This window comes from Microcoleus sp. N9_A2, assembly GCF_036701775.1.
In the GTDB taxonomy this organism is placed as follows: Bacteria; Cyanobacteriota; Cyanobacteriia; order Cyanobacteriales; family Microcoleaceae; genus Microcoleus.
This window is the reverse complement of the sequence record NZ_JAUBRH010000025.1, coordinates 13,343-38,246: the sequence shown is the minus strand read 5'-3', so window position 1 is coordinate 38,246 and position 24,904 is coordinate 13,343. Positions and strand designations below refer to the sequence as shown.

The window sequence follows — 24,904 nt, the reverse complement described above, 5'->3', positions numbered from 1 at the left end:
ATTAATCGTCAAAATTGACGGACTACTGCCGACATTGCCACCGAAGAGCACCAAATTCACCGATTCCGCCGATTCCACAATCGAATCAGTCAAAGCCGTCACGGTGAAACTAGCGGTAGTTACCCCCGCAGCAAAATTCAACGCCCCTGTCGCGCTAGTGTAATCCGCTGCTGTGCCTGCTGAACTTGCCGAACCGTCTAGAGTAGCGTAGTTAATCGATGCAGCCGCCGTGCCACCGGTGCGAGTAACGTTAATCGTCGCCACGCCCCCTTCAGCCACTGTGTAATTTGGTTGCTGGAACTGGAAGATACTTGGAGTTGTCGCCGGAGTTGGCGTCGGAGTTGGCGTCGGCGTCGGCGTCACATCAATGCCTTGATATTGAATACTCCGCACTAGGTAGTCGGAACTATCGCTTTTGGGGGAGGTGCTGAGGTAGGCAGCGGTGGGGTTCGTGTAGCCTTTGGCGGAGAACCGCAGTTCGTCAAAAGTAACGCCGGTGAGAGAGTCTCCTACTATCTGGAATGTGAAATTGCCATCAATACTATCGCCAGTGAAAGTCACTCCATCTGAAGACACACCGAGCGGTTTTGGAGTGGCAGGAGCGCTGAGGCGAGTGATCGTAAAATTGCTGGCCGATACCGGCGCCCCATCATTAAAGAGTTGCAGCAAACCAACTTCATCGCCTTGATCGTTCACTGTAGAACTTGATTTGGGAAGTAATCCACTCAGGCCGATCGTGGCGCTAGTGATGTCTTTGTTATCTGCCCATTTCACCTTCAGCGCCTGAGATTGATTGGTGTTGGGGTCATAGTTGATTTCCGCCCGCAATTTATTGACATCGGTAAACCAACCACTATAAGAGCCTATGACACCGATACCACCGGTACCGCCGTAGCTCAACCCGCTTTTAGGGGTTTCGTTCGTTGCTAACGTGAGGTTGCTGATGGGAGTAGGGTTAGTGTAGTTCGTTTCAAAGCCATCAAAAGCTATCCCAGACAGTTGGATGCCTTGATCCTGGGCGGCAGTAGGCCATTGTGTAATTAGGTCACTGATGCTGCTGTAATTAGTGTTTTGACCCAAAGAACCATTGATAGTAGCCATAGCTTCTCTTTTGATAATGAGTAATTAAGGATTAGAAGTGACTGAAAACCAGAGGTTGTGCTTTCTTGTAGCGATCGGTTACTGCAAGAAAAATTTCCTCATACGTGCAGGTAAATCAAGTAAAAATGCTTGCCCAATAAGCATCTGAAGGTATTATTGCCCCCGATCGAATGCTGAGTGTAAATACTTACACCTATTTACACCTATTTACATAGATATCTCTAACTTTCATCATCAATAAGTTTTATCCGGAAAAATTGCGATCTTTTTTTCAGCCCTCTCAAAACAATAGTCCGGACAGTTTTCAATCACTAACGGCATAATGCGGGTTTCAGCCTTCTCAGTGAGGTCAAATGCTAACGGTAGAATGAGGGTTTCAGCCTCGGCCTCAAAAACTGTCCGGAGTATTGTCAAAAGCGGGTTTTCCACATCTGTAGAGGAGAGCTTAAATCCCACATTCCGGGCCCCCAAGAGGCAGCTTTCAGTGATTCAGCGGACAAAAGTGAATCAGCCGAGACAATTATGAGTAAAAATACTTATATGTTTATATGTCTAAGCATAAGCCAGTTGAGAATTCCTGAAAATTGAGGTTAGGGCGTAAGTTAAATCTGATTCCTTGAAAAATGCGATGGTAAAAAACCAAGTTTATTGCTGATCCGTAACGTGATTGACGATCGCTAAAAGATGTCAAATGGGTTCTACATAAGGAGTGAGTTGATTCATTCAAAACCCCCCCTCATGTTATATTTATTTGTATTTACTTACTTAACGAGCGATGAAATTGTCAAAGCGTAGGTTATGGTTGTTGGGAGCGATCGCCATTACTGCAATAATTATAATTACCCTGCTATTTGCTCCTGCTAACAACAAAATTAACAGCGGTTCTACCTATAATAGAGCGCCGGACGGCTACGGAGCATGGTATGCTTTTATGTCTAAACGGGGAACCGAAGTTAAGCGCTGGCAAAAACCTTTTGAAGACTTTGCTAAAAACCAAGATGGAAAACTGCCAAGTACACTTTTACGCATATATAGTAGCTTGATACCAGAAGCTGTTTCCGAGCGAGAGAACAATTGGGTAAAACAGGGCAATACTTTGGTAATTTTGGGCGTTCGCGCACCAGTGACAGCAGCTTCTTTTAGTAGCTTGCATCAAGCTTCAGCCGGGGAAATCAAGATTGACACGGGGCGGAGATACCCCAGCGACAAAAAACAAGTTTTAGATGATCAATTTGGGGCAATTGTTTGGAAAAAAACACTGGGTAAGGGAACAGTTTATTTTTCCAGCACCTCCCATTTAGCTGCTAATGCTTATCAGGATTTTCCAGGTAATTATGAATTTTTAGCAGGGCTGGTTACTCAATTAGAAGGTGGAGAACAAGAAATAGAAGGAACCCAGCAGGCTCTAGCAGTGAAATTAATCCAAAATTCGAGCCACCCGCAAAGCCAGGGAACGAGTAAAATCCTCCTCAATAAAGTCTGGGTAGACGAATACATTCACGGCTACAAAGATCCAGAAGTGATTAAACGCGAATCCGGCGCGTACAATTTATTTACTTATTTAGCCAAAACTCCTCTATTTCCAGTTTTGATACAGGGTACAATTATCCTAATCGTTGCTATTTTTGCCGGGTGGAACAGGTTTGGGCAGCCTGTAACTATATCAGGGCCGGCCGTTGACAACAGCGAAGCTTACATTCAAGCATTAGCGGGTGTCTTGCAAAAAGCAAACAGCACTGATTTTGCGGTAGAAATTATTGGAAAAGAAGAACAGTTACAACTACAAAAAGCATTATTATTGGGACAGGGATCGCTGGAAAGTGAAGCCCTAACAAATGCTTGGGTAGAGCAAACAGGGCGAAAAGCGACAGAATTGTCAGAAGTTCTGCCCTCGCTTTCTCAGAAACGCCACCGAATCAGCGATACAGATTTGCTAGCCTGGTTGGGTAAATGGGAGCAGATCCGTCAACATCTCCCCTCTAATAGGAAAGATATAACATGAGCGAAATAAACTCTATTTTTCAGCGCCTCAGCCAAACCCTCGACAAAATAGTGGTGGGTCAATCTTCCATAATACAGCAGTTGTTAGTGGCACTTCTGAGCGGCGGCCATGTGATTGTGGAGGGAGTGCCGGGAACTGGGAAAACTCTACTTGTAAAAGCGATCTCCAAACTGATTCAAGCAGATTTTCGTCGCGTTCAACTAACTCCGGATATTTTGCCGTCGGATATCTTGGGAACGAATATTTTTGATTTTAACAGCCACAGTTTTACATTGAAAAAAGGGCCAGTTTTTACTGAAATTTTGCTGGCAGATGAAATTAATCGCACGCCTCCGAAAACTCAGTCAGCACTGCTAGAAGCAATGGCAGAACAGCAGGTAACGTTAGACGGTGAGACTTTAGCTCTGCCAGAATTGTTTTGGACGATCGCCACTCAAAATTCCCTAGAATTTGAAGGCACTTATCCGCTACCAGAAGCTCAGTTAGATCGATTTTTATTTAAACTTGTGGTTGACTATCCCGATGCAGCCGCCGAAAAGCAAATGTTGCTGAATGCAGAGGCAGGATTTCGCGCCAGACGCATCGATTTAGCTGGGATAAAACCTTTAGCAACGGTAGAGCAAATAATTAGCGCCCGTCAAGCAGTACAAACAATCAAAGTAGAAGAGAAAGTGCTCGATTACGTGCTAGCTTTGGTACACAATACGCGAAAACATCCCGATTTGGCATTGGGTGCTTCTCCGCGATCGGCTGTAGCTTGGTTGCAAAGTAGTAAAGCTCACGCTTGGCTGGCCGGCAGGGATTATACTACTCCTGATGATGTCAAGGCGATCGCACTGCCGCTTTTGCGTCACCGTCTGATTCTCAAACCCGAATCGCTGTTAGATGGTTTGCAAATTGATTCGGTAATTGCTTCGGTATTAAAACAAGTTGCTGTACCGAGGTAAACTGAAATATAACTATGACGATCGCCATCAAAATTCTGGATCGTAAGGATTTAGATATTCTCAAGAATGTCGATCCAGATGTCTTTGACAACTCGATCGATATCCCGCGTACTGAAGAATTTTTGGCAGACTCGCGCCACCATCTGGCTGTTGCAATCGATGACGATCGAGTTGTCGGCTTTGTCTCAGCAGTTCATTATGTTCATCCCGACAAGACACGTCCCGAACTGTGGATTAACGAGGTTAGCGTAGCAGAAACTCATCGTCGGCAAGGTTTGGGGAAGCGTTTGATGAATGCAGTATTTGAGGTTGCTCGTGAGTTGGGTTGTATAGAAGCTTGGGTGCTTACCGATCGCGAAAATACAGCAGCGATGAATCTGTATTCGGCTGTTGGTAATCCAGAAACACCGAGCGATCATGTTATGTTTACGTTTCGTTTGGAGGAATCGAATTCATGACAAAAAATCTTTATTACGCAAGTATTGTAGGAATAGAGGTCAAAAATACCACACCAGAAGTATGAAAAAGTCTCTAAATGAAGTCAAGAAGCTTGAAGACCTGCCAAACATTGGGAAATCAATTAGTGCGGATTTGCGAAGCATTGGTATTGAGCAACCAGATCAACTTAAAACGCGATCGCCATTAGAAGTCTTTCACGAACTTGCTAATGTCATGGGACATCGCCACGATCCATGTGTACTTGACACTCTCATTTCTGTCAAAAGGTTCCTCAATGGCGAACCAGCTAAGCCTTGGTGGAGTTATACAGGTGAACGACGTAAACTACTTGCAAATCATGTAAAGGAAGAAAGCAAATGAAATTCGGATATACAATTATTTACGTTGCTGACGTACTAAGTTCATTGATTTTTTTTGAAATGGCTTTTGGGTTCAAAAAGAAGTTCATTGATGAATCAGGAGATTATGGTGAACTTGACACTGGGGAAACAACTTTATCTTTTGCTACACATTCTCTAGGCGCATCAAATTTCCCAAATGGTTATATTTCGGCTGATTCATCGGAGCAACCTTTAGGTGTTGAAATAGCATTTACTACTGATTCAGTAGAAATGGCACATCAACAAGCGATCGCAGCCGGTGCATTAGAGTTAAAAGCACCTCTCAAAAAACCTTGGGGTCAGATTGTTTCCTATGTTAGATGTCCCGACGGAACTCTCGTTGAATTGTGTACACCAGTATCTTAATCAGAAATTGTAATGATTCCTGCTATTCGCCTTTATTTCCTGTTAGCGATCGCCATTCCGATCGCCCTTTTGCTTGCTATGCTTGTAAATCAGCAGACAAGTATTATCGGCACTTTGCTATTTGACAGTTTAATTATGGGTCTAGCAATTACCGATGCACAGCGCGTAAAATCTCATCGGGTGCAAGTGACGCGCCATCCGTTGCACAGACTTTCGATTGGGCGAGACAATCCGGTTTTACTGTCAGTGCGATCCTCTCCGAGGGCGGCGCTAATGGCAGATCGAACAGCTAAAATTCGCCTGCGCGACTCCTATCCGCTAGAGTTTGATGTCTCTCAATCGCTGCTGGAAGCCGAACTCAATCCTAACAGCGATCAGGAATTAAGTTATACAATCTGCCCGCAAAGTAGAGGCGAATATAAGTGGGGAGATATTCAGGTGCGACAGTTGGGAAGCTGGGGTTTAGCATGGCACGACTGGAAAATACCTGCTAGTGAAAAAGTGGCCGTTTATCCCGATTTAGTGACGTTGAAAGAACTCTCTATTCGGCTAACATTGGAAAATAGCGGCACAATGCGGCGGTTACAAAAACTCGGCATGGGAACTGAATTTGCCGAACTGCGGGAATATGGTATTGGTGATGATCCTCGCTTGATTGATTGGAAAGCTACTGCGAGGCGATCGCGCCCTTTAGTCAGAGTTTTAGAACCAGAAAAAGAGCAAACTTTGATTATTTTACTCGACAGGGGACGGCTGATGACGGCGCGAGTGCAGGGTTTGAAGCGTTTTGACTGGGGAGTGAATGCAGCGCTGTCTTTAGCCTTGGCTGGACTAAATCGGGGCGATCGCGTGGGAGTCGGCGTGTTCGATCGCGAAATCACCACTTGGATACCTCCAGAAAGGGGACAACATCAACTATCCAAATTAATTGAACGCCTCGCACCAATTCAGCCAGTTTTGTTAGAACCAGACTATGTTGGTGCTGTAACTAAATTAGTAAGTCAACAAACTCGCCGTGCATTAGTAGTGCTCATTACTGATTTAGTAGACGTTACCGCCTCTACAGAAATGCTTTCGGCTTTAGCGCGTTTAACACCTCGTTATTTGCCTTTTTGCGTAACTTTGCGCGACCCTCAAGTTGACAAAATCGCTCAAACTTCCACCGTGCAAATTACACCTGCTTATAATCGTGCTGTAGCATTAGATTTACTAGCACAGCGTCAGGTAGCTTTTGCACAGTTGAAACAAAAAGGAGTTTTGGTTTTGGATGCACCAGCCAATCAAATTAGCGAGCAATTAGTTAACCGATATTTGCAACTTAAGTCTCGGAATCAGCTTTAATCTTCTCAGCTAAATTCTCTCTCCTCTCTTGAAATTATCTGCGTTAATCTGTGTTAATCTGCCTTACATCTGCGGTTGACAGGCTATCAAAAATCTCTGCAATTGCTCGTCTAATATTCTCAGCTAAAGTCTCAAACTCTCGCAACTTCAGCCGATCGCCTTTTACTGCAATACATCACCAGCAGCGCAAACAATCCAATCCCAGCCAAATACTTCAATGGATCGGGAATTGCCGGATTTGGCGAGAAAAAACCCTCTATCGTACCAGCAATTACCAGCATCGGCACAATTCCAAATACCAATTGTGCAGCTTGAGTACCGTAAAATTTCATCGCATCAGCACGACGGTATTTGCCAGGAAAAAAAATTGCCCGAGCGATGATTAAACCAGCGCCTCCAGCTAAAAAAATAGCTGGCAATTCCAGGGAACCGTGAGGAAATACAAACGCCCAAAAAGGGTAAGCTAAATTGTGCTGAGCTACTAAACTGGCGATCGCCCCGATGCTCACTCCATTAAATGCCATAATATAAACAGTGTAAATACCGAAAACAATCCCTCCCCCAACAGCCGCAAAGCATACAGATAGATTGTTAGTCATAATACCGCTAGAAGCTAAAGGTTCGATTCCCACAATTGAACCCATCCACAATTTCCCCTCATCGCGCACCATTTTAATCAAATGTCCAGGAACTACTAGGGACAAAAACGTCGGATCTTGCCAAGCAAACCACCAAGCAATCAACCCCATTACTAAAAAAATACCTGTCGCAGTCGCCGTATAACCAAACGTCTCCTGTACCGTAGCCGGAAAACCCCAGCGACAAAACTCCACCATAGCTTCCCAATCTTGGCGGCGCGAACCTTGGTAAATTTGGGTATAGCCGCGAGAAGTTAACCTTTGCAAATCTTGTAACAAAATATTACCGACTTCATTTGTCCTCGCCCTAGCCAAATCCGCCGACACAGAACGGTACAAACTCGCTAATTCCGTGATTTCAGACGCAGGTAGGGACTTTAGCCCCTTTTTTTCAACTTGCTGTAAAAGAGTGTCCAACCGTTTCCAGTTGGGTTCTCGCCGCGCGATCCAACGTTTAATATTCATAAAGTTTTGACTAAGTTATATTAGATATAGCTTAAGATAGGTGTAAATTTTCCGCCTCACACAACTAAATCCATCCAGCCATGCCTAAAAAAAATCTTAGTTCTTCTGGACAAACAGGCCCCTTGAGCGTCGGTAATGTTGTTAGTGCTGCTTTGCGCATTTACCGCGATCGTTTTAAGTCATATTTTGGTTTGGCTTTCACAGCTTATCTGTGGTTGTTAGTTCCGATTTATGGTTGGGCTAAATATTCTGCCATCTCAGCGCTTATTTCTCGTCTGGCTTTCGCTGAAGTTAGGGAAAATCCCGAGACTGTCAGTGATGCTAACAGTGAGGTTAATCCTCGGATGTGGCGTTTTTTATGGGCGGGTGTATTGACATTTCTGATTTACATGGGTGTCTACTTGGGATTTGTGATCGCGCTGTTAATTGTGGGACTCGGGGCTGCTACTATCTTTGGGCAAAATGGCACAATTATTGGAGGTTTGCTGGTAGCCGTTGGGGTCATTGCTTTCTTAATTATATATATCCGAATTCTCTCTCGCTTACTGATTGTTGAGGTGCCGCTGGCTATCGAGAACAATCAGAGTGCTAGTTCAGCAATCAGTCGCAGTTGGGAGTTAACTAAGGGGTCGGTGGGACGCATTCAGTGGATAGTTGTTGTTGCCTTTTTGGTATCTCTCCCGGTCTACATTGTGTCAAATGTACTTACCGTGATCCTTCAAGTTGTTTTACTTAGACTTTTCGGGCCAGAATCCAGTCTATACTTCTTAGTTTATTGGATTTTGGTTTTGCTCCTGAGCTTTGGCTTTGGCGCGCTGGTAACTCCTTTTTGGCAGGCTATGAAAGCCATTATCTACTACGACCTCCGCAGCCGCAAAGAAGGTTTTGGTTTGCAAATCCGCGATCGCTAATTAAGCCTCAGTCAAAACATAAAATTTGCTCAAATTTATGCGACTTTTTAATCGATTCACTCTCCACACTCCCGAAAGTGTAGAACTCGAATTTACCTTAGCGGGAATTGGCAACCGAGCCTACGCATTGCTGCTCGACTATATCATTTTTGGTTTGATTTTAATAGTGTTTCTAGTAGGTGTACTAATATTTAATTCAGTGTTGCTTGAGACGATCGCACAGTTGCTAGGAATTACCAATCGCTTAGAACTCTGGTTGATAGCAGTTCAGGTATTAATTGGTTTTTTCATTTATGTAGGTTACTTTGTATTTTTTGAAACGGTGTGGTGCGGTCAAACACCAGGCAAGCGTCGTGTCAAAATCCGAGTAATTAGGGATGACGGCCGTCCAGTCAGGCTTCAGCAATCAACACTACGGGCTTTGCTGCGACCTTTTGACGACTTATTTTTTATAGGCGTATTTTTTATAGTGTTCAGCCAGCGGGAAAAACGTTTAGGAGATTTGGTAGCAGGCACCCTGGTAATTCAAGAAGAACAACCTGTGAGTGCTGCATGGAAAGTCTCAACATCGGCTCGATCCCTGGCAAAGAAACTGCTGATAGAGGCTGATATATCCCGCTTGCTGCCAGAAGATTTTGCTGTTGTTCGAGAGTATTTACAGCGGCGCGAAGCTATGATACCTAATGCCAGAAATGAATTGAGCAAACAACTGGCTACTCAGGTTAAAGAAATCATTGGTTTGGGAAAACTGCCGACAAAAGTTGATGCTAATCTGTTTTTAGAGGCTGTATATCATGCCTATCAGCAGCAAGTTGACAATTAAAAAGCAGGAATTATACACCTACCCTATGATTTGTCAGCGGTAACTCCACAATCAATTCAGTTCCTTCGCCAACCTGACTGACGCAACTCAGCTTGCCACCATGAGCTTGAACAATTACCTGATAGCACACTGAAAGTCCTAAACCAGTGCCTTTTCCCACAGGCTTAGTAGTAAAAAATGGGTCAAAAATCTTGTCTTGAATTTCTGCAGGAATGCCAGTTCCCGTGTCGCGGACAGAGATTGTTACCCAGTCCGGCTCGCTTTGCCAACTGCGGATGGTTAATTCCCCCGGTTTGCTCGTTGACTGGAGCGCATCTAAAGCATTGTCAATCAAATTATAAAATACTTGGTTAATTTGACTGGCATGACATTGGACAGGTGGCAAACTGCCGTATTGCTTGTCTATTTTGATATGGGTTTTTAGCTTATTTTGCAGCATCAAAAAACTGCTTTCTAAACCTTCATTCAAATCTACAGGTTTTAATTCAGCGTGGTCTAAACGAGAAAAATTTCGCAGCGTCATCACGATCGAGCGAATCCTGCCGCTGCCTTCTCGCATTGAATTTAGCAGTTTACCAAAATCTTCTCGAATGTAATCGAGTTCGAGTTCTTCATTGATTCTGACAATTGCTTCCGCTGCTTCCGGGCAGGCATTTCCGGCTAGTTCTAGAGCTTCGTTTAAGGCTTTAAAATATTCTTGAGCGTGAAACAAGTTAGCGTGGATGAAATTGTTGGCGTTGTTAATTTCATGAGCAATTCCGGCTACCATTTGCCCCAAACCTGACATTTTTTCGCTTTGAATCAATTGCTGCTGTGCCGATCGCAATTCTTCTAACGCAGCCTGCAACTGCTGGGTTTGAGCTTGAGATTTTACTGCAGCATCTTGGACTTGGCTGTAAAGTTCTGCTTGCTGAATGGCGATCGCCATTTGGTCGGCTAGCTGCGACAGCAACTCCGTTTCTTGCCGCTGCCAATTGCGGGTATCCCGGCACTCGTGAGCAATCAGCAAACCCCACAGTTTACCGGGAAATTTAGGATTATAGCTTCCGGCTGTGTCGGGGGTATTTTCTTCAGTTGTTGATGTAACAATTGGCACAATCAGATTAGCTTTTACCTGCAAACTATCTAAGAAATCGACATGGCAAGGCTCTAAACCAGCATTAAAAATATCATTAATTGCTTTGACTCGCCCTTGCTGGTAAAGATCGGCGTAATCTCCCCGGAAACACTTATCAGCCCCCATATCTCCTAAAATTGAAGGCCAAGGAACCGTCATATTTTCAACAACAACTTTTCCTTGCCAGTTGTCTTGAAACTGATAGATAATTACTCGATCGCACTGCAACATTTGGCGGACTTCCCTCACCGCTGTTTCCAGGATTGTTCCCAGATCCAGGGTACTGCGAATTTGGTTGCCGATCAGCCGCAGCAGCGATTCTCGTTCGGCTTGGCGGCGCGTTTTGCTGTAGAGTTTGGCTTGATTGATCGCGATCGCCAATTGCGATGCTACCCCTTCTAAAAGCTGCCGTTCCCAATGAGTCCATTCTCGTTCGCGATCGCACTGATGCAAGCCAATTATGCCATTCATTTCACCTTGATAGCGAGTAGCTACTGCCAGCATTGACTTAATTTCCAAAGATAAAGCAATTTTTCGGGTTTGTTCGTTCAATCCCGGAAAATCGAGAAACTTCGTCACTGCTAGCGACTCTTGCTGAGACACGACTGCAGCCAAGTGCGGGTTGTCAGTAATCGGTACTTTCATGCCCAGTTGAATCGGATAGTCCCCCGCGTTGTACTCTCCGCGCGTGACTAAAGTTTTTTCTGTATTGGATTCTTTGACTAAAATGCTCACGCGACTGCACTGTAATGCTTGCCCCAGCAATCTGCAGGCCGATGTCAAAATTTCTTCTATGTCAAGTGTACTGCGAATTTCGTTATTAATTTGGTTCAGCAAGCTTGATAACTGAACTTGCTGCTGCATCTGCACGATTAGGGCTTTTTGTTGGTCTACTTCCGGCAGCGAAAGACTTTCTTCCTGCATCCACTTTTCAGGTTCAGGCAACCGCGAAGTTAATCTCGGCGAGGGGTTTTCGTGTTCTTGTATTTTTAAAGACATATTTACTCAGCATTGGTACAGTATTTTGATCGATCCTGGTTTTTTAGATTTGTGCTTACCCCGCCAAGAGTCCGATCGCAGCTACCAGGACTTTTGGAATATCTTAAGACATTATAAAGGATGCAGCCAGAGCATAGCAATTATTTGCTTTACAAATATTTATAAATATAAAGTATGCGCTCTGCAGCCTACAATACTAATTGGCGCGCCCCATTGAACTTGGTCAGATGTCAAATAGAGTTAACCGCGCGATTAAGCGAATAAAATTAATCTAACATCTATCTTTAGTTCAATATTTGCGCGTTCGAGCATCATGGAAAAACCAATTGCTGACAATTTTAGCCCGCAAGATTGTACCGAGAACCTTACCTCTGAATTGACAGGTAAAGGTGTGATTAAAATAGCTTTGGCGATCGGGAATTCGCGCCTGCACTGGGGATTATTTGCGGGCAAAACTCTGGAGAAAACATGGGATACAGAGCATCTCAAAGCTGATGCTGTTTCCCGGCTCTCCGAAGCCCAAAAGGTCGAATATTTGGTACAAACAGTAAGGAGGTCGATCGAGGAAATATCTTCTCAAAATCTTCCTTGTCTTCCTGCTACTCCCGCTTTTTCTAGTCCTCACACACTTTCTTTAGTTCCCCTGCCTCTAGTTTTAGCCTCAGTTGTTCCCCAACAAACAGCAATTTGGCAGAGTTATCCTGATGTCCGAATTATTACTTTAGACCTGTTGCCGATCGGGGGACTCTATCCTACGCTAGGAATTGACAGAGCTTTGGCTTTACTCGGTGCTGGCAACCAATTGGGTTGGCCAATTTTACTTATAGATGCTGGTACAGCTTTAACATTTACTGGGGCTGATGTCAATAGGTATTTAGTTGGGGGCGCCATCTTACCCGGTTTGGGTTTGCAGTTATCGTCGCTAGGCAAAAAAACCGCTGCATTACCCTTAATCAGTTTACCACAAAATCTGCCATACCGCTGGGCGACAGACACTGCTGGGGCAATTCAAAGCGGAGTTGTGTATGCGACGGTGGCAGGAGTTAGGGATTTTATTCAAGATTGGCGGTGTTTGTTTCCTAATAGCAAAATTGCACTCACGGGGGGCGATCGCACTATGCTTTTAAAATACCTCACAGCAGCCTTTCCTGATACAGCCGCAGGCTTAATTGACGCACCAGATGCTATTTTTTGGGGAATTAGCCTGTTAAATGTTGACTGTTGACTGTTAACTGTTGACTGTTGTCATTTTATCAATGACCAATTCCCAATAATTACCAGTTCCCAATTCACCTAGCAAACTCGTGAATATAGTTAGCAACAACATCCGGGACTTCCTGTGGCAAATTGCTTTCCCCCGGACTGACCAATTGCAGTTCGGCATTAGGAGCCAGAGCAGCATAGGATTGACACAGAGAGGAAGCTGCGGGAGCATCTTCAGAACCGTGCAACAGCAAAACAGGCGCTTTCAGCAAAGGCAAATTCTCATCAACTAATTCCGCTGTAATTTCAGCCCGCCGCCGCTGGAACAGCAACTGCACGGCAACAGGGGACTCCATCAACTGCTGTCTGAACTTGAGCAATCCGTCAATCTTTTTTTGGCTACCCAGCAACTTAGCAATTGGATAGATCGATCGTAGCAACCACAAAGCCAGCGGAGGTTTGCCGATCAGCCAGCTAGCCGTCTGCCACCGCCCCCGCCGGTTGCCAACCTTGACGCCTTCTGGGGCCAACAACACCAAACCCTGAACTTGATCGGGATATTTGATAGCGTAGGTGGTGGCCACCCAGCCTCCCAGAGAGTGAGCGATTAAATAAACTTGTCGCAACTTCAAAGTATCGAGGTATTGAGCGAGACATTCTACTTCCAGGTCGATCGAATAATGAAGATTCGGGCGTTCCGAGTCACCAAACCCCAGCAAATCCGGTGCGAAGCAGTGGTAGTAGGGGCTCAAATGTTCGATCGTCCTCAGCCACTGACTGCTGTCGTGCCAAGAACCGTGCAAAAATACTAAATTCGGGCCTTGACCGACTTCGTGCCAAAAGATTTGCCCTACAGAGAGTTTGACCCGAGAATTGCGTAGCGGTGAGTACATCCGGTTAAATATTTAGTAATAAAAAGATGATTAATTTAATGTTCAAAGATTGTGAATAAAAGTAGGAAAACATTAAAAATTAATTCCCCAGTCATCACAGACAATTTTTGACGGCGAGGTAATTTCCGACTTTTCTCAAATTTCGATGCCCCGCCGATTTACGCCAAAGTTGTCAGGCCTTGAAAATAGTCCTGTAAGTGCTGGTCGTTATCGTGGCTGAGCGCGCCCTCCGGCATCGATCCGGGCAAAAAAGCCTCAACCTCGCTAATTTCAAGCGTATCCTGAACTTGCATCTTGCCCTGCACCTCTGCTGCCACCACGATACAAATCGAGTGCAGGCGAGGATCTCGATCGGCAGCCGAATAAACACCCACCAAGCGACGGATTTTGACTAAATCGAGTCCTGTTTCCTCCGCCAATTCCCGTCGCACTGTTGTCGGAACATCCTCTCCCCAGTCCACCATACCTCCCGGCAGTCCCCAGCGACCGTTGTCGCGGCGGCGAATTAACACAATTCGCCCGTCAGGTAATATGGGAATCACCGCAGTACCAGTGACGGGATGTCGAAAAATCAGCCCCAGCACAGTTTGTCCAATTTGCCACAATCGACGCATAAACTCAAAAGCTTGTTTAGGAGAAAGTAATTTTAGGCCTCCTAGCTCGCAGCTCTGGAGTCTTAATTTTGCATTTGTCATTCAGGCGAGATTTCTAGCAAGTCTGCTAAAATCTCCGCTGCGTGAAATTCGGGTTTGATTTTGCAATAAACCTTTTCAATCCTACCATCAGGGTCGATCGCGAAGGTCGATCGAGTAATTCCCATAAATTCTTTTCCCATAAATTTTTTGAGTCCGTAACAGCCGTAGGCGGTAGCAACTTCGGCGTTTAAGTCGCACAGCAAAGGAAAAGGCAGTTGATATTTAGCTGCAAACTTAGCGTGAGACGCGGCCCCGTCGGTGCTGACGCCTAGCACTGCAATATTGCGCGCCCGGTATTCGGAGTAAATGTCGCGAAAGCCGCAAGCTTCTTTCGTACAGCCGGGAGTATTGTCCCGAGGGTAAAAATAGAGTACAGCTCGCCGGCCTCGCAAATCTGCAAGGCTGACGACATTGCCTTGCGCGTCGGGCAGGCTGAAGAGAGGAGCTACATCACCGGGATTAATAGTCATTTGTCGTATTTTGTCAAGAGTTTATAGAAATATTCTGGAAGATTAAAAACATTGCGTCCAGATCGAACCCAGATTCCCAGCGACTTGAATCCCGGTGTTCTTTTTTCTGGGTCTTGTACCGGGTGTGCTATGATCATCATCGGTCTAAAATTGAGTATAACTAGCCGACGTAAAAACTTAACTGGATTAGTTGAGTGCGTAGTCACACCTAACGGTGTTGCGGTTTAGGAAAGCTAAATTTGAAGAAAACCTAACTACATAAAGAGAACTGATCAAGTACGGTAGGGCATACCGGAATTTACGCTTGGGGAGAAGACACCTATACTTGGGCGGGAGCAATCCTGTCGCCAGTAAGTGACTTCGCTGAACCAAGAATCTCAGTCACCAAGAGTGCACAGAGTGTCAAACTTAAGAATCCCTGGGCGTGAAAGCCCGGGGACTGTCAATGTTTATTAGTGAGGTCATAATGGCTAAGCGCCGCAATCTCAAGAAAGAGAAGGCACAACGAAATCAAGCATACGCTCGCAAGTTTCGCAAGCGGAGAAATCAAGATATGTTCTCCAACAAGAGAAGACGATTTGACGGCGGCAACGGCGGTGGCATGGGCGCCATGAGCGGCGGCGGCGGCAGAGACAAAGACATGGCTGCTGCTGAAGATTAATTGAGTCAGGCTATCTGCCGAACTTAGAACCAGAGTGGAAAACACGATCGTTCTTTCGTAGAGATAGCCAGCCGGAATTTGTCCAATAATTCAACGATGTTTAGGCGATCCGATCGCGCGCAGCGATAAGTGATTTTCTCACTTGTTCAAACCCGGTACCCCCGTAACTATTGCGAGCCGCCACCACTTGCTGAGGTGCGATCGCGCTGTAAATGTCTGTCTCAAAAGCTGGGTGCAAGTCTTTCCACTCCTCAAGTGTCAAATCTTTGAGGAGTTTGCCCCCCGAAAGGCAAGTTTTGACGACTTTGCCGACAAGGTTGTAAGCTTCCCGGAAGGGAACGCCTTTGGCGGCCAAGTAGTCTGCTACGTCTGTAGCGTTAGAAAAGTCTTCCGTAACTGCCGCCGCGAGGCGATCGTCGTTAAAGGCGATTCCTTCCCGCAGCAAAATCGTCATTGCTTCCAAGCAACCCTGTACCGTTCTCACGGTATCAAACAAAGCTTCTTTATCTTCTTGCAAATCTTTGTTGTAGGCCAAAGGAAGTCCCTTCACTACTACCAACAAGGCTTGCAAGTTACCGAACACCCGCCCCGCTTTGCCCCGCACCAACTCCGGCACGTCGGGATTTTTTTTCTGGGGCATGATGCTAGAACCAGTAGCGCAGCTATCTTTGAGCGTAATAAATCCAAATTCGTGAGAAGACCACAAAATCATTTCTTCTGACAAGCGGCTCAGGTGTACCATAATCAAGCTGGCAGCAGCGAGAAATTCTATGGCAAAATCTCGATCGCTCACTCCATCTAAGCTGTTAGCATAAACCTTGTCAAATTGCAAGAGTTCTGCCGTATAATGTCGGTCGATCGGGAAAGTCGTCCCCGCCAGCGCGCCGCAACCCAAAGGCGAAATATTCACCCGCTTCGAGATATCGCCGAGGCGTTCCCAATCGCGATCGGACATTTCAAAATAAGCTAACAGGTAATGAGCCAAACTGATCGGCTGAGCGCGCTGCAAGTGCGTGTAACCGGGGATTAAAGTTTCTACGTTAAGTTCTGCAATTTCCAGCAAAACCCCTTGAAATTCTCGCAATTGCGATCGAATTTCGGCGATGCGATCGCGCAAATACAAGCGAGTATCAGTGCCGGCTTGATCGTTGCGCGATCGAGCCGTGTGCAACTTTTTCCCCGCATCCCCCACAATATCCGTCAGCCGCTTCTCTACAGCGAAGTGAACGTCTTCTGCATCAACTCCCGGAACAAAAAGTCCTTGGCGGTATTCGCGGCGGATCTGTTCCAAACCATTGACTAACTGTTCGCCTTCTGCTGCGGAAATAATCCCCGTTTTTGCCAGCATTTTAGCGTGAGCGACAGAACCCGTCAAGTCATACTCAATCAATTCAATATCGAAGCCAATACTAGCATTGAATCGGGCGATCGCCGGGTGCAGTGCCGATTCAAATCTTTGACTCCAAGTTTTTTGTTGTGTTGTCATTGCTCAAGCTAAAACTAGATTATATCTCTCTTGCAGAAGTCTATAAAAACCGGTTTGTAGGAAAGACTTTAGGCCTTCCTCCGGTTTGTAGTCGCGACTTTAGTCCTCCATCCCAAATTCTGCAAGAAAAAACTCAAGTCCTGACTACAAAGTTTTTATACATCTTTTGACCCGAAAAAACTGAAGTCTTGACTACAAAATTGTGAAACTTTTGCTGCATCAGAAAGAAGTGAAGTTTGGGCTACAAATTTTTAAATCCGTTACCGATACCTTCTTCTACAAGAACTCTAACGAAAAATCCCTTTAAAGAACCAGCCCACAAAAATACCTATAAAAAAAGCTCCTATTTGACCACTCGAAACAAAATTGTTCCAAGCTTTCTGGAAATTCGTAAAAATTTCGTAACTTTGACCCAAAAGCACCGTCGAACTCAAATGAGATTTCAAAACTACCACGTGAGCGACATCGTTCCAATTAATCGAACTGGTTAATCCAGCAGTAATTTCCGGGATTAAATTAACTATCATGGTGATTTTCTCCTGCTAAAGGTGTTACCCTAAGTACAACCAGTGTCATGTCATCTTCATTCCGGTTGCCGATGCCGATAAACTGCTGAACCCGATCGAACAAATAATCCAAAATTTCTTCAGAGTGCTGATAATTTTGACAAGCCAACTGAAAAGCCGCAGTCAAATTATCCTCATCAAACCGATCGCCCCTTTGATTAGCAGCATCGGTAAATCCGTCTGTGTAATAAATAATAGTATCTCCTGGCTGCAATTGAATTTGGGCTTCTTGGTAATGCGAATCAGCATCCAGGCCAATTAACATTCCCTCCAAAGTATCGAGCCCAAGAATCGAATTAGTTGCAGCTTGCCACAGCAAAGGCGGGTGGTGAGCAGCATTGCTGTAAGACAAAACGCGAGTTTTCGGGTCATACTCCGAATAAAACAGAGTCACAAAACGGTGGGAATTTTCCAAATCCGCGTGCATAACCCGGTTTAAATGTTGCAAAATTCTCGCAGGCGAGTGGCGGTTCAAAACCTCCGCCCGCAGCATACCCCGTGTCATCGTCATCAACAAGCCCGCCGGCACTCCCTTGCCCATCACGTCGCCGATCACGATGCTCCAGCGACCCTTATCGATTTTGGACTTAAGATTTTTAATTAGGGATGGGGGGTTTTCCCCCTCATTCTCCTTGCCGATCGGGTCATAGTCAGCGGGAATAAAATCATAATAATCTCCGCCGACTCTGCTAGCAGTTTGGCAGCGGGCGGCCACGTCAAGGCCGGGAATTTTCGGACAACTACGGGGTTGCAGCCGCAATTGAATTTCCGCCCCGATTTCTAACTCTCTGTCTAAGCGGTCTTTTTCCGCCAACTTAACAGTAAGTTCGTCTTTGCAAATAGCCACGGCGGTTTGATCCGCCACCAACCGAACTAATTTCTGTCTGCTGGGAGTCCAGAGATATTGCGGATCACTGCTAAAAACATAAAGCCGTCCGCGTTCCAAATTGTTGACTAAAATTGGCGCCCCAAACAAATGAACATCCTGGCCCAAATAACGACCGACTTGCAGGTCTAGACTAGAAGTTTGCCCAGAGGTTTCCGAAAACGATGCAGCAGTAGCGCCCGCACCTGCTGTAGCTTGCCTGGTGGCTATTTCCAGCGCTTTTCGCATATCTTGGCACTGCCGTCCTTCCTGACAATGCAACTGCTGGAACCTGACTTGACCGTTGGGTTTGAACAGCACTAAAGCTCCCCCGTCGGCGTCAGTAACGCGAGTCGCCACCAAAGGCACCAACTCCAAAAATTGGTTGAGATTGTTAAAGCTTCGCAGGGCAAATCCCAGCGAACCCAACATATCTTGAACGTTGTGCTGGTATCGGTGCAAACGCGCCACCAGTTCTTTGAGGGCAAATACTGGCGTCGCGTCGGTGGAATTGCGACCCGGAGGGCGGTCAGCAGGTTGAGGTGAGGGGCGAGGCAAAGGCACAGCAGTCATATTAAATTTGTGATTTTCGATCTTAGATGGTAAAGGAAGGATTGAGGACTTACGGGCTACTTGAACAGAAACCCGTTTTTTTTCGAGCAAGTAGTTTGGTTTGAGCAAGTAAGTTGGGCACGCCGGACATGGGTATCAACTTAAGTCTGAAATTCTTAAGAAATCTCGTTGATAGCTGAGTCTATATCCCCCTAAATCCACGGCGATTGCTTTACTTGGGGGGCCCAACCGACCGCACCGGCTCCCCGAATCGTTGCGGGGACTATGAATATTTCCTGCCCCCCCACTATCAGGGGGGGGCGCCAGGGCGATTGGGAAGACTGTGTAATCAGACAGCAGACTGATACTAAATTTGAGCTTAATTTGACACGCTAATGACGAGGGCTTTGATCCCAACCAAGTAATAACAGAACGAAGGTATTGTTTCTAGATATTTAGTTTTTACTCGCCACCGGGTGGCGAGCGGCGCAAGTCCTGCGATGGTAGTTTGAGGTTAAGGATTTGAGATTTTGAACCTCTGTATCCGCCTCCAAAAATCGGGACGACCACAGATATCTCATCAATCTAAAATCTAAAATCTAAAATCTAAAATCGAGTAGGGCTTCCACAAATTCGTAACTAGAAAACGGACGCAAGTCTTCGATGCTTTCCCCGACTCCAATAAAGCGGATTGGCAGACCAAGCTGCTGCACTACTGCTAGGGCAACACCACCTTTAGCAGAACCGTCGAGTTTTGTCAATACTACTCCGCTTAATTTTGCCGATTCTGCGAATACTTCTGCCTGTCGCAAACCATTTTGACCCAGTGTGGCATCCAAGACCAGTAGAGATTCTACGGTAGCGCCGGGGGCTTTCTTATCTACAATGCGACGGATTTTACTTAATTCGTCCATCAGATTTTTTTTGTTTTGCAGGCGGCCTGCGGTGTCTACGATCAGCAGTTCTGTGCCTCGGGCGCCTGCCGCGGCGATCGCATCAAACACGACTGCAGCCGGATCGGTATTTTTCCCCTCGTTGGCAATAATTTCAACGCCGCTGCGGGAACCCCAAACTTTTACCTGTTCAACGGCGGCGGCGCGAAAAGTGTCGGCGGCTGCAATTAGGGTTTTGTAGCCGGATTTTTGGGCAATGTGGGCTAGTTTGCCGATCGTCGTAGTTTTGCCCGCACCGTTAACTCCTACGATTAACCAGATGTTAAAGGTGTCTTTTTCCGGGGCAAATGTCAGGCTGTAGGCGGGATTGCCGGCGGCGGTTTCGGCTGTCGGAGCGTCGAGAATGTCGCGCAGGATGCTTTTGAGGAAGGCTAGAGCCTGTTCTGGCGGCAGCACTTCTTGTGTGAGTCTTTCTTGGAGGCGACTGATAATGATGTCGGTGGCTGCGACTCCGACATCGGCTTGCAGCAGCAAAGTCTCAATTTCGGCTACCGCGTCTTGATTGAGCGGGCCTTGACCGACGATCGCCTTTAGTCGATTAATTAAGCTGCGGCGCGTTCTTTCTAAGCCTTTCCGCAGTTTTTGCAGCCAAGTGATTTCTTCGACGGATACTTGGTCTGGCCGGCGGCCTTGACTGGCTAAGATTTCTGAGGACCACAGGAAGCCTTCGTCAAAGGCGAAACCGGGAATTTCTTCGATAATTGCCGCTCTCTCGGCGGCGGCTGCCATTACGTCTGGTTCTTCAATTGCGGTTTCTTTGAGGCGTTCGATGCGCTCCATGCGATCGGCCTGAGCTCTGGCCCAAAACGGCAGGGCTTCCTCTGTTTGGCCGTCGGATGCGAGTGATTCGGTTTCTACAACCTCTGTTGCAGGTTCGGCAATTTCTATATTTTCTGCTGTAACTTCTAATTGTTGAGCAATAGGTGCAATGTTGATCGCCCCGGCTGTTGGTTGCAGAGTTTCTGCAATTTCTGCGGGCGTTGCTGCATCGAGTTCCGAAACCTCGGTAGCTTCAACTGTTGCTGGTGCTGCAACTTCTGGAACTTCTGCAACAGTTGGTGCTGTGGGTGCTGGTTCAAGTTCGATCGCACCCGTTGCTTTAATGATGGCTGGTTCTGCAACTTCTGCAACTGTCGCGATTTCTGCTTCGGCTGCTGGAACTTCAGCCTCTGCTGTCTCGGAAACTTCTGTTTCGGGTTTTTGCTGTTTTTGAATATTTTTGTAAGCAGCTTTTGCCCAATTGAGATAATCTTCGGCTACAGCGTCCGAGCTTTGGTCTGCTGTTGCATCTGTTTGAGGCTCAACCGGTGCGGATTGTGTCGCCTCATCTGGGGTTTGTTCGGAGGGAGTTTCTGGTTCAGAAGATCCGCTTTCGCTGTACTGGCGACGAAACCAATTAAAAACCATAGGAAATTGGGGAATAGAGAGTAGTTATTAGTCATTAGTCCTAAGTCCTTAGTGTAGAGCGGATTGCGGATTGCCAATCACTAATGACCAATGACTGCTGACTAATGACTGCTGACTAAGGACTACTGACTAACAACTTCTGCGTTGATTTTATCGACTACTCGGCGGAGGACTCCGTTGATGAAGCGATGTCCTTCGTCGCCGCTGTAGCGTTTTGCCAGTTGGACGGCTTCGTTGACGCTGACTTGTTCGGGTAAGCCGAGATAGATGATTTCGGCGATCGCGATTCTCATGATATCTCGATCGATCCGGGCTAAGCGTTCTATTTGCCAGTCTACCAGCGCTTCCGAGAGCAATTCATCAATTTGAACACGGTTGGCGCTGACTTTCGTCAGGATTTGCAAAGCATAGGTGCGGACATCTTGCTGGTTGGCTAGCTGGATCAGTTCTGGAAACTCCATTGCTGAACCGAGACGGTTGATTGCGGTTTGGGTGAGTTCGACTGCTTCCCGCACCATTGTTCTAGCACTTTGTATATCGGCAGCGCGGATTTCGCTGGCAAGCAGTTTGTCGCTACTCCGCTGCACTTCGGATGCTGCTGTTTCTAGGGCTTCTTGAACTTCTGTTGTCAGGGCACGGATGGCGGCGATGAGAACATCTTGCAGTTTCTTGGCTTCTAAGAGTTCTGGATTCGTCGGCAGTTGGCTGATGCCGAGGAGTGCGAGTTCGCGTGCTGTTTCGCGGGCTTTTTTCATAATTTTTAGATAGGAATTGAGAATTTAGGAAGTTAGGAATTGTTGAGATTGCTAGGTGCTGGTTGAAAGCATAGACTTGGACTTTAACAGAAAAACTCGCAAAAAACCTGCCCTCGGTCACGATTGTTTGTGGGCAGGTTTTGGACAAATATTATCTGTTATTGGGAAGGTTTACGGCTTAGGGAAATCTAGACAACGCTACCCAAAGGCTGTCGGCTGGCTCAGTAGACTTTTTGCATAAGTCTTTGATTGATAAGTCAACCGCAGATGTAAGGCAGATTAACACAGATAAACGCAGATAATTTCCTGAATAGTTTGTGAATGAGTGCAATTGCTCGTCTAGTCTTCTTCGACTGGGACAGCCTGGTATCTTGATTCGGATACCAAGGGTTCGAGTGTTTTGCCCTTAATATTTTCGGGGGTTACTGCAATTGAGTTGTTGGGGTTGACGATGCCGCCAGAGATGATGACTTTAAAAGCATCTTCGATCGACATTGACAAATTGACTAAATCTGCTTCGGGGACGATAGCGTACCATCCGGTAGTGGGGTTCGGAGTGGTGGGGATGAAAATGCCGATCGGGGTTTCACCGGAAAGATGAGGCGGGATATCGTTAGTCTCGATCGTACCGGTCACAAATGCTAAAGTCCAGATTCCCCGCCGGGGATATTCCACTAACACCACGCGGCGAAATTTGTCGTTTGAGTTGAGGATGGTTCCCAGCAGTTGTTTGAGGGTTTTGTAAACCGAACCGGCTAGGGGAATTGCCTGCAACACCCGTTCGCCAAAGTCTAGCAGCCACTTGCCGAAAATGTTGCGGGCCATTAAACCGATGAGTAAGATACTCAGCAGGGGTACAGCCAGCCCTACTAAAAGATTTAGCAGATTCACCAAAATCGGGTGGAGTCCGTCAAAAGGGTTGATCTGCTTGGGAATTTTGGTGAGAAAATTGATGACCCAACTGGCGACGGTAATTGTCAGCCAGATGGTGGTAGCTAAGGGGATCACTACCAATAGTCCTGCGATCAGGTCGTTTTTTAAGTCTTGTTTGATGCGTTGGAGCACGGCGGGTCAAATCTCCTCGTAACTGGTTGCCAATAACCTGAATAAACCTGAGACTAAAGCAACTGCACGGGCTTTACTGGAATTGACATACCCCTGCCTAAAGGCGAGGGGATTCTTGATTCGCAGGGATTCCAATGAATTTACCCTCGGCAAGCATCTTGACCGTATGCCCTACGGCTGCAAGTCCTCTAATTAGAACTACTTGAGCGGCTGCAACATCTCTGTCCGTTGTATAGCCACAGTTCGAGCATGAATGAGTACGCTCATCAAGCTGTTTTTTTCCTGTCTCTGCTAGACAATTGGGGCAAACTTGACTCGTCTTATGAGCGCTTACCTTTTGAAAGTACACGCCATATTTCAAACAAGTTTGCTCTAGGATTGTGAAGAACTGACCCCAGCTTGCGTCTAAGCAATGTTTCCCTAGCATCGCCCTAGACAGCCCTATCAGATTCAGATCCTCAACGAAAATCATTCCCACATTTTGACAGATTTGATGAGATAATTTACGATGCCAATCCTTCCGACTGTTAGCAACGTATTCATGCAGTTTGGCGACTTTCTTTTGAGCTTTACGCCAATTGTTAGAACCTAGTTTTTTCCGACAGACACGTTGTTGCAGCAATTTAAGCTTGCGTTCTGCGTCTTTAAAAAATCTTTGGCGCTTGACTAAAAGACCGTTAGAAGTTGCTAAAAAATTAGTTAGTCCAACATCAATTCCGATACCTTCACCGTGGGGCATTAGATTGGGTACTGAAACGTCCCATTGTAGGGTTAACATCACGTACCAACCGCTAACCCTACGGACTATCCTTGCTTGCTTAATCGTTGCACCATCAGGGATAGTCCGTGATTGATGAAACTTAACCAAACCAATTTTAGGGAGCTTCACCGCTTGATTTTGGACGGGGTTAACCCCCAATTGTGGGAACACAAACGATCGCATTCTTCTTGCTTTCTTAAAGCGGGGGAAACCGTGTTTTTGTTCCCACATACTCACAAACGCTTTTTCAAGCCTTTTCAGTGTTTGCTGTAGGACGTGTACTTGGACGGCAGCCAAAGTGGGTATGTTTGCCCTAGCCGTAGTTAAACTTTTGCACTGGCTTGCATAAGTTGGTCGTTTTGTTTCGGCCCGAATGATGAACTCAGATCGGATAGAGCAAGCGTTAATTCGACAACTACGAGACTCAAACCAATGTTTACGTTCTGCCAATGCGTAGTTGTATACGCGACGGCATTGTTCTAGCCAATCTTCAAAGATTGCTATTTGTCCTGCCGTTGGTTTGAGTTTGAATTCGTAGACTAAATGAAACATTTGCTCTATCCTCCTACCTGATTCTACCACAACCATGACCGAACGTAGGAACGCTTTTTCAAGAAGTGTAATTAAAGCCGTCCTAAAAGGACGGGGCTTGCACCCAAATTCCCAGTCACCATAGACGATCGTCTTCAATTCTGCTAAACCCGGCCCTTCTGACAGGGAAGAGTTAGGGATCGGCGGTGCTGTACCTATATTTTAAAGAATTATTGCAAGTTGGCGCTTGCTTTTAATATATGCAGGCTGTACAGCCGCTGACCCTATTGTATATTTTAAGACAGTTTGGGTCGGGTTCAAGCAATAAGCCGATCGGTCAGAGGATGCCTGGGGTGCAAGTGTAGCGAGTCCAGAGGAAATTTTTTGTGATTTGTATAGGAAATTAATTGGTCGATCAAGCTTTCTCAGATTTTCGGCTGGGTGGCACTTCGTTCTACAGAATTCAGCGGAACCTATGCAGGTTGAGTGCAGT

Annotated in this window: 23 protein-coding genes; 10 read left to right on the top strand and 13 right to left on the bottom strand. The window is 46.1% G+C overall.

Annotated elements, in window-relative coordinates:
* Positions 1 to 1,101 (bottom strand): Calx-beta domain-containing protein (locus tag QUA44_RS16215; protein ID WP_333309791.1); only part of this gene is annotated, 1,101 nt, incomplete at its 3' end.
* A gap of 781 nt (positions 1,102 to 1,882) precedes the next feature.
* Here QUA44_RS16215 and QUA44_RS16210 point away from each other — a divergent pair.
* The 6 genes from QUA44_RS16210 to QUA44_RS16185 all read left to right on the top strand — a co-directional run bounded on the left by QUA44_RS16210 (position 1,883) and on the right by QUA44_RS16185 (position 6,596).
* Positions 1,883 to 3,103: a DUF4350 domain-containing protein gene (locus QUA44_RS16210; RefSeq protein ID WP_445243732.1), complete on the top strand. Its 1,221-nt coding sequence runs from the start codon at positions 1,883 to 1,885 to the stop codon at positions 3,101 to 3,103.
* Complete coding sequence (locus QUA44_RS16205) at positions 3,100 to 4,050, top strand: MoxR family ATPase (protein WP_333252306.1); 951 nt, start codon at positions 3,100 to 3,102, stop codon at positions 4,048 to 4,050. The genes QUA44_RS16210 and QUA44_RS16205 overlap by 4 nt, the downstream gene beginning before the upstream one ends.
* A 14-nt stretch (positions 4,051 to 4,064) precedes the next feature.
* Complete coding sequence (locus tag QUA44_RS16200) at positions 4,065 to 4,508, top strand: GNAT family N-acetyltransferase (protein WP_333252307.1); 444 nt, start codon at positions 4,065 to 4,067, stop codon at positions 4,506 to 4,508.
* A gap of 61 nt (positions 4,509 to 4,569) precedes the next feature.
* The gene (locus QUA44_RS16195; protein WP_333252308.1) at positions 4,570 to 4,869 is read left to right on the top strand and encodes a helix-hairpin-helix domain-containing protein; all 300 of its coding nucleotides are present in this window, start codon (positions 4,570 to 4,572) and stop codon (positions 4,867 to 4,869) included.
* Positions 4,866 to 5,255 carry a VOC family protein gene (locus tag QUA44_RS16190; protein WP_333252309.1) on the top strand — a complete coding sequence of 130 codons (390 nt, stop codon included), beginning with the start codon at positions 4,866 to 4,868 and terminating at the stop codon, positions 5,253 to 5,255. Before QUA44_RS16195 ends, QUA44_RS16190 begins: the two co-directional genes overlap by 4 nt.
* A gap of 12 nt (positions 5,256 to 5,267) precedes the next feature.
* The gene (locus QUA44_RS16185) at positions 5,268 to 6,596 is read left to right on the top strand and encodes a DUF58 domain-containing protein (RefSeq protein WP_333252310.1); all 1,329 of its coding nucleotides are present in this window, start codon (positions 5,268 to 5,270) and stop codon (positions 6,594 to 6,596) included.
* Between the two features lie 131 nt (positions 6,597 to 6,727).
* On the opposite strand, the gene QUA44_RS16180 is transcribed toward QUA44_RS16185, so the two are convergent.
* Complete coding sequence (locus QUA44_RS16180) at positions 6,728 to 7,699, bottom strand: stage II sporulation protein M (protein ID WP_333252311.1); 972 nt, start codon at positions 7,697 to 7,699, stop codon at positions 6,728 to 6,730.
* Between the two features lie 80 nt (positions 7,700 to 7,779).
* Between QUA44_RS16180 and QUA44_RS16175 the strand changes: the two genes are divergently transcribed.
* Together QUA44_RS16175 and QUA44_RS16170 are read left to right on the top strand one after the other, a co-directional pair.
* The gene (locus QUA44_RS16175; protein WP_333252312.1) at positions 7,780 to 8,610 is read left to right on the top strand and encodes a glycerophosphoryl diester phosphodiesterase membrane domain-containing protein; all 831 of its coding nucleotides are present in this window, start codon (positions 7,780 to 7,782) and stop codon (positions 8,608 to 8,610) included.
* 37 nt (positions 8,611 to 8,647) lie between these two features.
* Complete coding sequence (locus QUA44_RS16170; protein ID WP_333252313.1) at positions 8,648 to 9,433, top strand: RDD family protein; 786 nt, start codon at positions 8,648 to 8,650, stop codon at positions 9,431 to 9,433.
* A 10-nt stretch (positions 9,434 to 9,443) separates the two neighbouring features.
* On the opposite strand, the gene QUA44_RS16165 is transcribed toward QUA44_RS16170, so the two are convergent.
* Entirely contained in the window at positions 9,444 to 11,549 is a 2,106-nt protein-coding gene (locus QUA44_RS16165) for a GAF domain-containing protein (protein WP_333252314.1), read from the bottom strand.
* Positions 11,550 to 11,862: 313 nt separating this feature from the next.
* Here QUA44_RS16165 and QUA44_RS16160 point away from each other — a divergent pair, with 313 nt between their 5' ends.
* Positions 11,863 to 12,774 (top strand): pantothenate kinase, encoded by a 912-nt coding sequence (locus QUA44_RS16160; RefSeq protein WP_333252315.1) that lies wholly within the window; start codon positions 11,863 to 11,865, stop codon positions 12,772 to 12,774.
* Between the two features lie 64 nt (positions 12,775 to 12,838).
* Here the strand turns inward: QUA44_RS16160 and QUA44_RS16155 are convergent, their stop codons facing one another.
* The 3 genes from QUA44_RS16155 to bcp form a co-directional block, all read right to left on the bottom strand.
* The gene (locus QUA44_RS16155) at positions 12,839 to 13,645 is read right to left on the bottom strand and encodes an alpha/beta hydrolase (protein WP_333252316.1); all 807 of its coding nucleotides are present in this window, start codon (positions 13,643 to 13,645) and stop codon (positions 12,839 to 12,841) included.
* Positions 13,646 to 13,803: 158 nt separating this feature from the next.
* Positions 13,804 to 14,259, bottom strand: a complete 456-nt coding sequence (locus QUA44_RS16150; RefSeq protein ID WP_333252317.1) for an NUDIX hydrolase — start codon at positions 14,257 to 14,259, stop codon at positions 13,804 to 13,806.
* Between the two features lie 77 nt (positions 14,260 to 14,336).
* Complete coding sequence (bcp, locus tag QUA44_RS16145) at positions 14,337 to 14,810, bottom strand: thioredoxin-dependent thiol peroxidase (RefSeq protein ID WP_333252318.1); 474 nt, start codon at positions 14,808 to 14,810, stop codon at positions 14,337 to 14,339.
* Between the two features lie 466 nt (positions 14,811 to 15,276).
* Here bcp and QUA44_RS16140 point away from each other — a divergent pair, with 466 nt between their 5' ends.
* Positions 15,277 to 15,471 carry a hypothetical protein gene (locus QUA44_RS16140; RefSeq protein ID WP_333252319.1) on the top strand — a complete coding sequence of 65 codons (195 nt, stop codon included), beginning with the start codon at positions 15,277 to 15,279 and terminating at the stop codon, positions 15,469 to 15,471.
* 100 nt (positions 15,472 to 15,571) lie between these two features.
* Here QUA44_RS16140 and argH read toward each other — a convergent pair whose 3' ends face one another.
* The 7 genes from argH to QUA44_RS16105 form a co-directional block, all read right to left on the bottom strand.
* The gene (argH, locus tag QUA44_RS16135; RefSeq protein ID WP_333252320.1) at positions 15,572 to 16,957 is read right to left on the bottom strand and encodes an argininosuccinate lyase; all 1,386 of its coding nucleotides are present in this window, start codon (positions 16,955 to 16,957) and stop codon (positions 15,572 to 15,574) included.
* Positions 16,958 to 17,244: 287 nt separating this feature from the next.
* Positions 17,245 to 17,484, bottom strand: a complete 240-nt coding sequence (locus tag QUA44_RS16130; RefSeq protein ID WP_333252321.1) for a hypothetical protein — start codon at positions 17,482 to 17,484, stop codon at positions 17,245 to 17,247.
* Positions 17,474 to 18,961: a PP2C family protein-serine/threonine phosphatase gene (locus QUA44_RS16125; RefSeq protein ID WP_333252322.1), complete on the bottom strand. Its 1,488-nt coding sequence runs from the start codon at positions 18,959 to 18,961 to the stop codon at positions 17,474 to 17,476. Before QUA44_RS16125 ends, QUA44_RS16130 begins: the two co-directional genes overlap by 11 nt.
* A 578-nt stretch (positions 18,962 to 19,539) precedes the next feature.
* Positions 19,540 to 21,300 (bottom strand): signal recognition particle-docking protein FtsY, encoded by a 1,761-nt coding sequence (ftsY, locus tag QUA44_RS16120; protein WP_333252323.1) that lies wholly within the window; start codon positions 21,298 to 21,300, stop codon positions 19,540 to 19,542.
* Positions 21,301 to 21,422: 122 nt separating this feature from the next.
* Entirely contained in the window at positions 21,423 to 22,055 is a 633-nt protein-coding gene (nusB, locus tag QUA44_RS16115; RefSeq protein ID WP_333252324.1) for a transcription antitermination factor NusB, read from the bottom strand.
* A 339-nt stretch (positions 22,056 to 22,394) separates the two neighbouring features.
* Positions 22,395 to 23,120, bottom strand: coding sequence for a DUF502 domain-containing protein (locus tag QUA44_RS16110; RefSeq protein ID WP_333252325.1), 726 nt, complete (start codon positions 23,118 to 23,120; stop codon positions 22,395 to 22,397).
* Between the two features lie 97 nt (positions 23,121 to 23,217).
* Complete coding sequence (locus tag QUA44_RS16105; protein WP_333252326.1) at positions 23,218 to 24,432, bottom strand: transposase; 1,215 nt, start codon at positions 24,430 to 24,432, stop codon at positions 23,218 to 23,220.
* Positions 24,433 to 24,904 lie beyond the last annotated feature (472 nt).

Excerpts from the sequence above, each read along its gene's own strand:
- QUA44_RS16130 (WP_333252321.1), bottom strand. The coding sequence starts at position 17,484 with ATGATAGTTAATTTAATCCCGGAAATTACTGCTGGATTAACCAGTTCG.
- QUA44_RS16150 (WP_333252317.1), bottom strand. The coding sequence starts at position 14,259 with ATGCGTCGATTGTGGCAAATTGGACAAACTGTGCTGGGGCTGATTTTT.
- QUA44_RS16180 (WP_333252311.1), bottom strand. The coding sequence starts at position 7,699 with ATGAATATTAAACGTTGGATCGCGCGGCGAGAACCCAACTGGAAACGG.
- QUA44_RS16185 (WP_333252310.1), top strand. The coding sequence starts at position 5,268 with ATGATTCCTGCTATTCGCCTTTATTTCCTGTTAGCGATCGCCATTCCG.
- QUA44_RS16205 (WP_333252306.1), top strand. The coding sequence starts at position 3,100 with ATGAGCGAAATAAACTCTATTTTTCAGCGCCTCAGCCAAACCCTCGAC.
- QUA44_RS16190 (WP_333252309.1), top strand. The coding sequence starts at position 4,866 with ATGAAATTCGGATATACAATTATTTACGTTGCTGACGTACTAAGTTCA.
- QUA44_RS16140 (WP_333252319.1), top strand. The coding sequence starts at position 15,277 with ATGGCTAAGCGCCGCAATCTCAAGAAAGAGAAGGCACAACGAAATCAA.
- QUA44_RS16200 (WP_333252307.1), top strand. The coding sequence starts at position 4,065 with ATGACGATCGCCATCAAAATTCTGGATCGTAAGGATTTAGATATTCTC.
- QUA44_RS16175 (WP_333252312.1), top strand. The coding sequence starts at position 7,780 with ATGCCTAAAAAAAATCTTAGTTCTTCTGGACAAACAGGCCCCTTGAGC.
- ftsY (WP_333252323.1), bottom strand. The coding sequence starts at position 21,300 with ATGGTTTTTAATTGGTTTCGTCGCCAGTACAGCGAAAGCGGATCTTCT.
- bcp (WP_333252318.1), bottom strand. The coding sequence starts at position 14,810 with ATGACTATTAATCCCGGTGATGTAGCTCCTCTCTTCAGCCTGCCCGAC.
- QUA44_RS16165 (WP_333252314.1), bottom strand. The coding sequence starts at position 11,549 with ATGTCTTTAAAAATACAAGAACACGAAAACCCCTCGCCGAGATTAACT.
- QUA44_RS16170 (WP_333252313.1), top strand. The coding sequence starts at position 8,648 with ATGCGACTTTTTAATCGATTCACTCTCCACACTCCCGAAAGTGTAGAA.
- QUA44_RS16195 (WP_333252308.1), top strand. The coding sequence starts at position 4,570 with ATGAAAAAGTCTCTAAATGAAGTCAAGAAGCTTGAAGACCTGCCAAAC.
- QUA44_RS16105 (WP_333252326.1), bottom strand. The coding sequence starts at position 24,432 with ATGTTTCATTTAGTCTACGAATTCAAACTCAAACCAACGGCAGGACAA.
- QUA44_RS16125 (WP_333252322.1), bottom strand. The coding sequence starts at position 18,961 with ATGACTGCTGTGCCTTTGCCTCGCCCCTCACCTCAACCTGCTGACCGC.
- argH (WP_333252320.1), bottom strand. The coding sequence starts at position 16,957 with ATGACAACACAACAAAAAACTTGGAGTCAAAGATTTGAATCGGCACTG.
- QUA44_RS16160 (WP_333252315.1), top strand. The coding sequence starts at position 11,863 with ATGGAAAAACCAATTGCTGACAATTTTAGCCCGCAAGATTGTACCGAG.
- nusB (WP_333252324.1), bottom strand. The coding sequence starts at position 22,055 with ATGAAAAAAGCCCGCGAAACAGCACGCGAACTCGCACTCCTCGGCATC.
- QUA44_RS16155 (WP_333252316.1), bottom strand. The coding sequence starts at position 13,645 with ATGTACTCACCGCTACGCAATTCTCGGGTCAAACTCTCTGTAGGGCAA.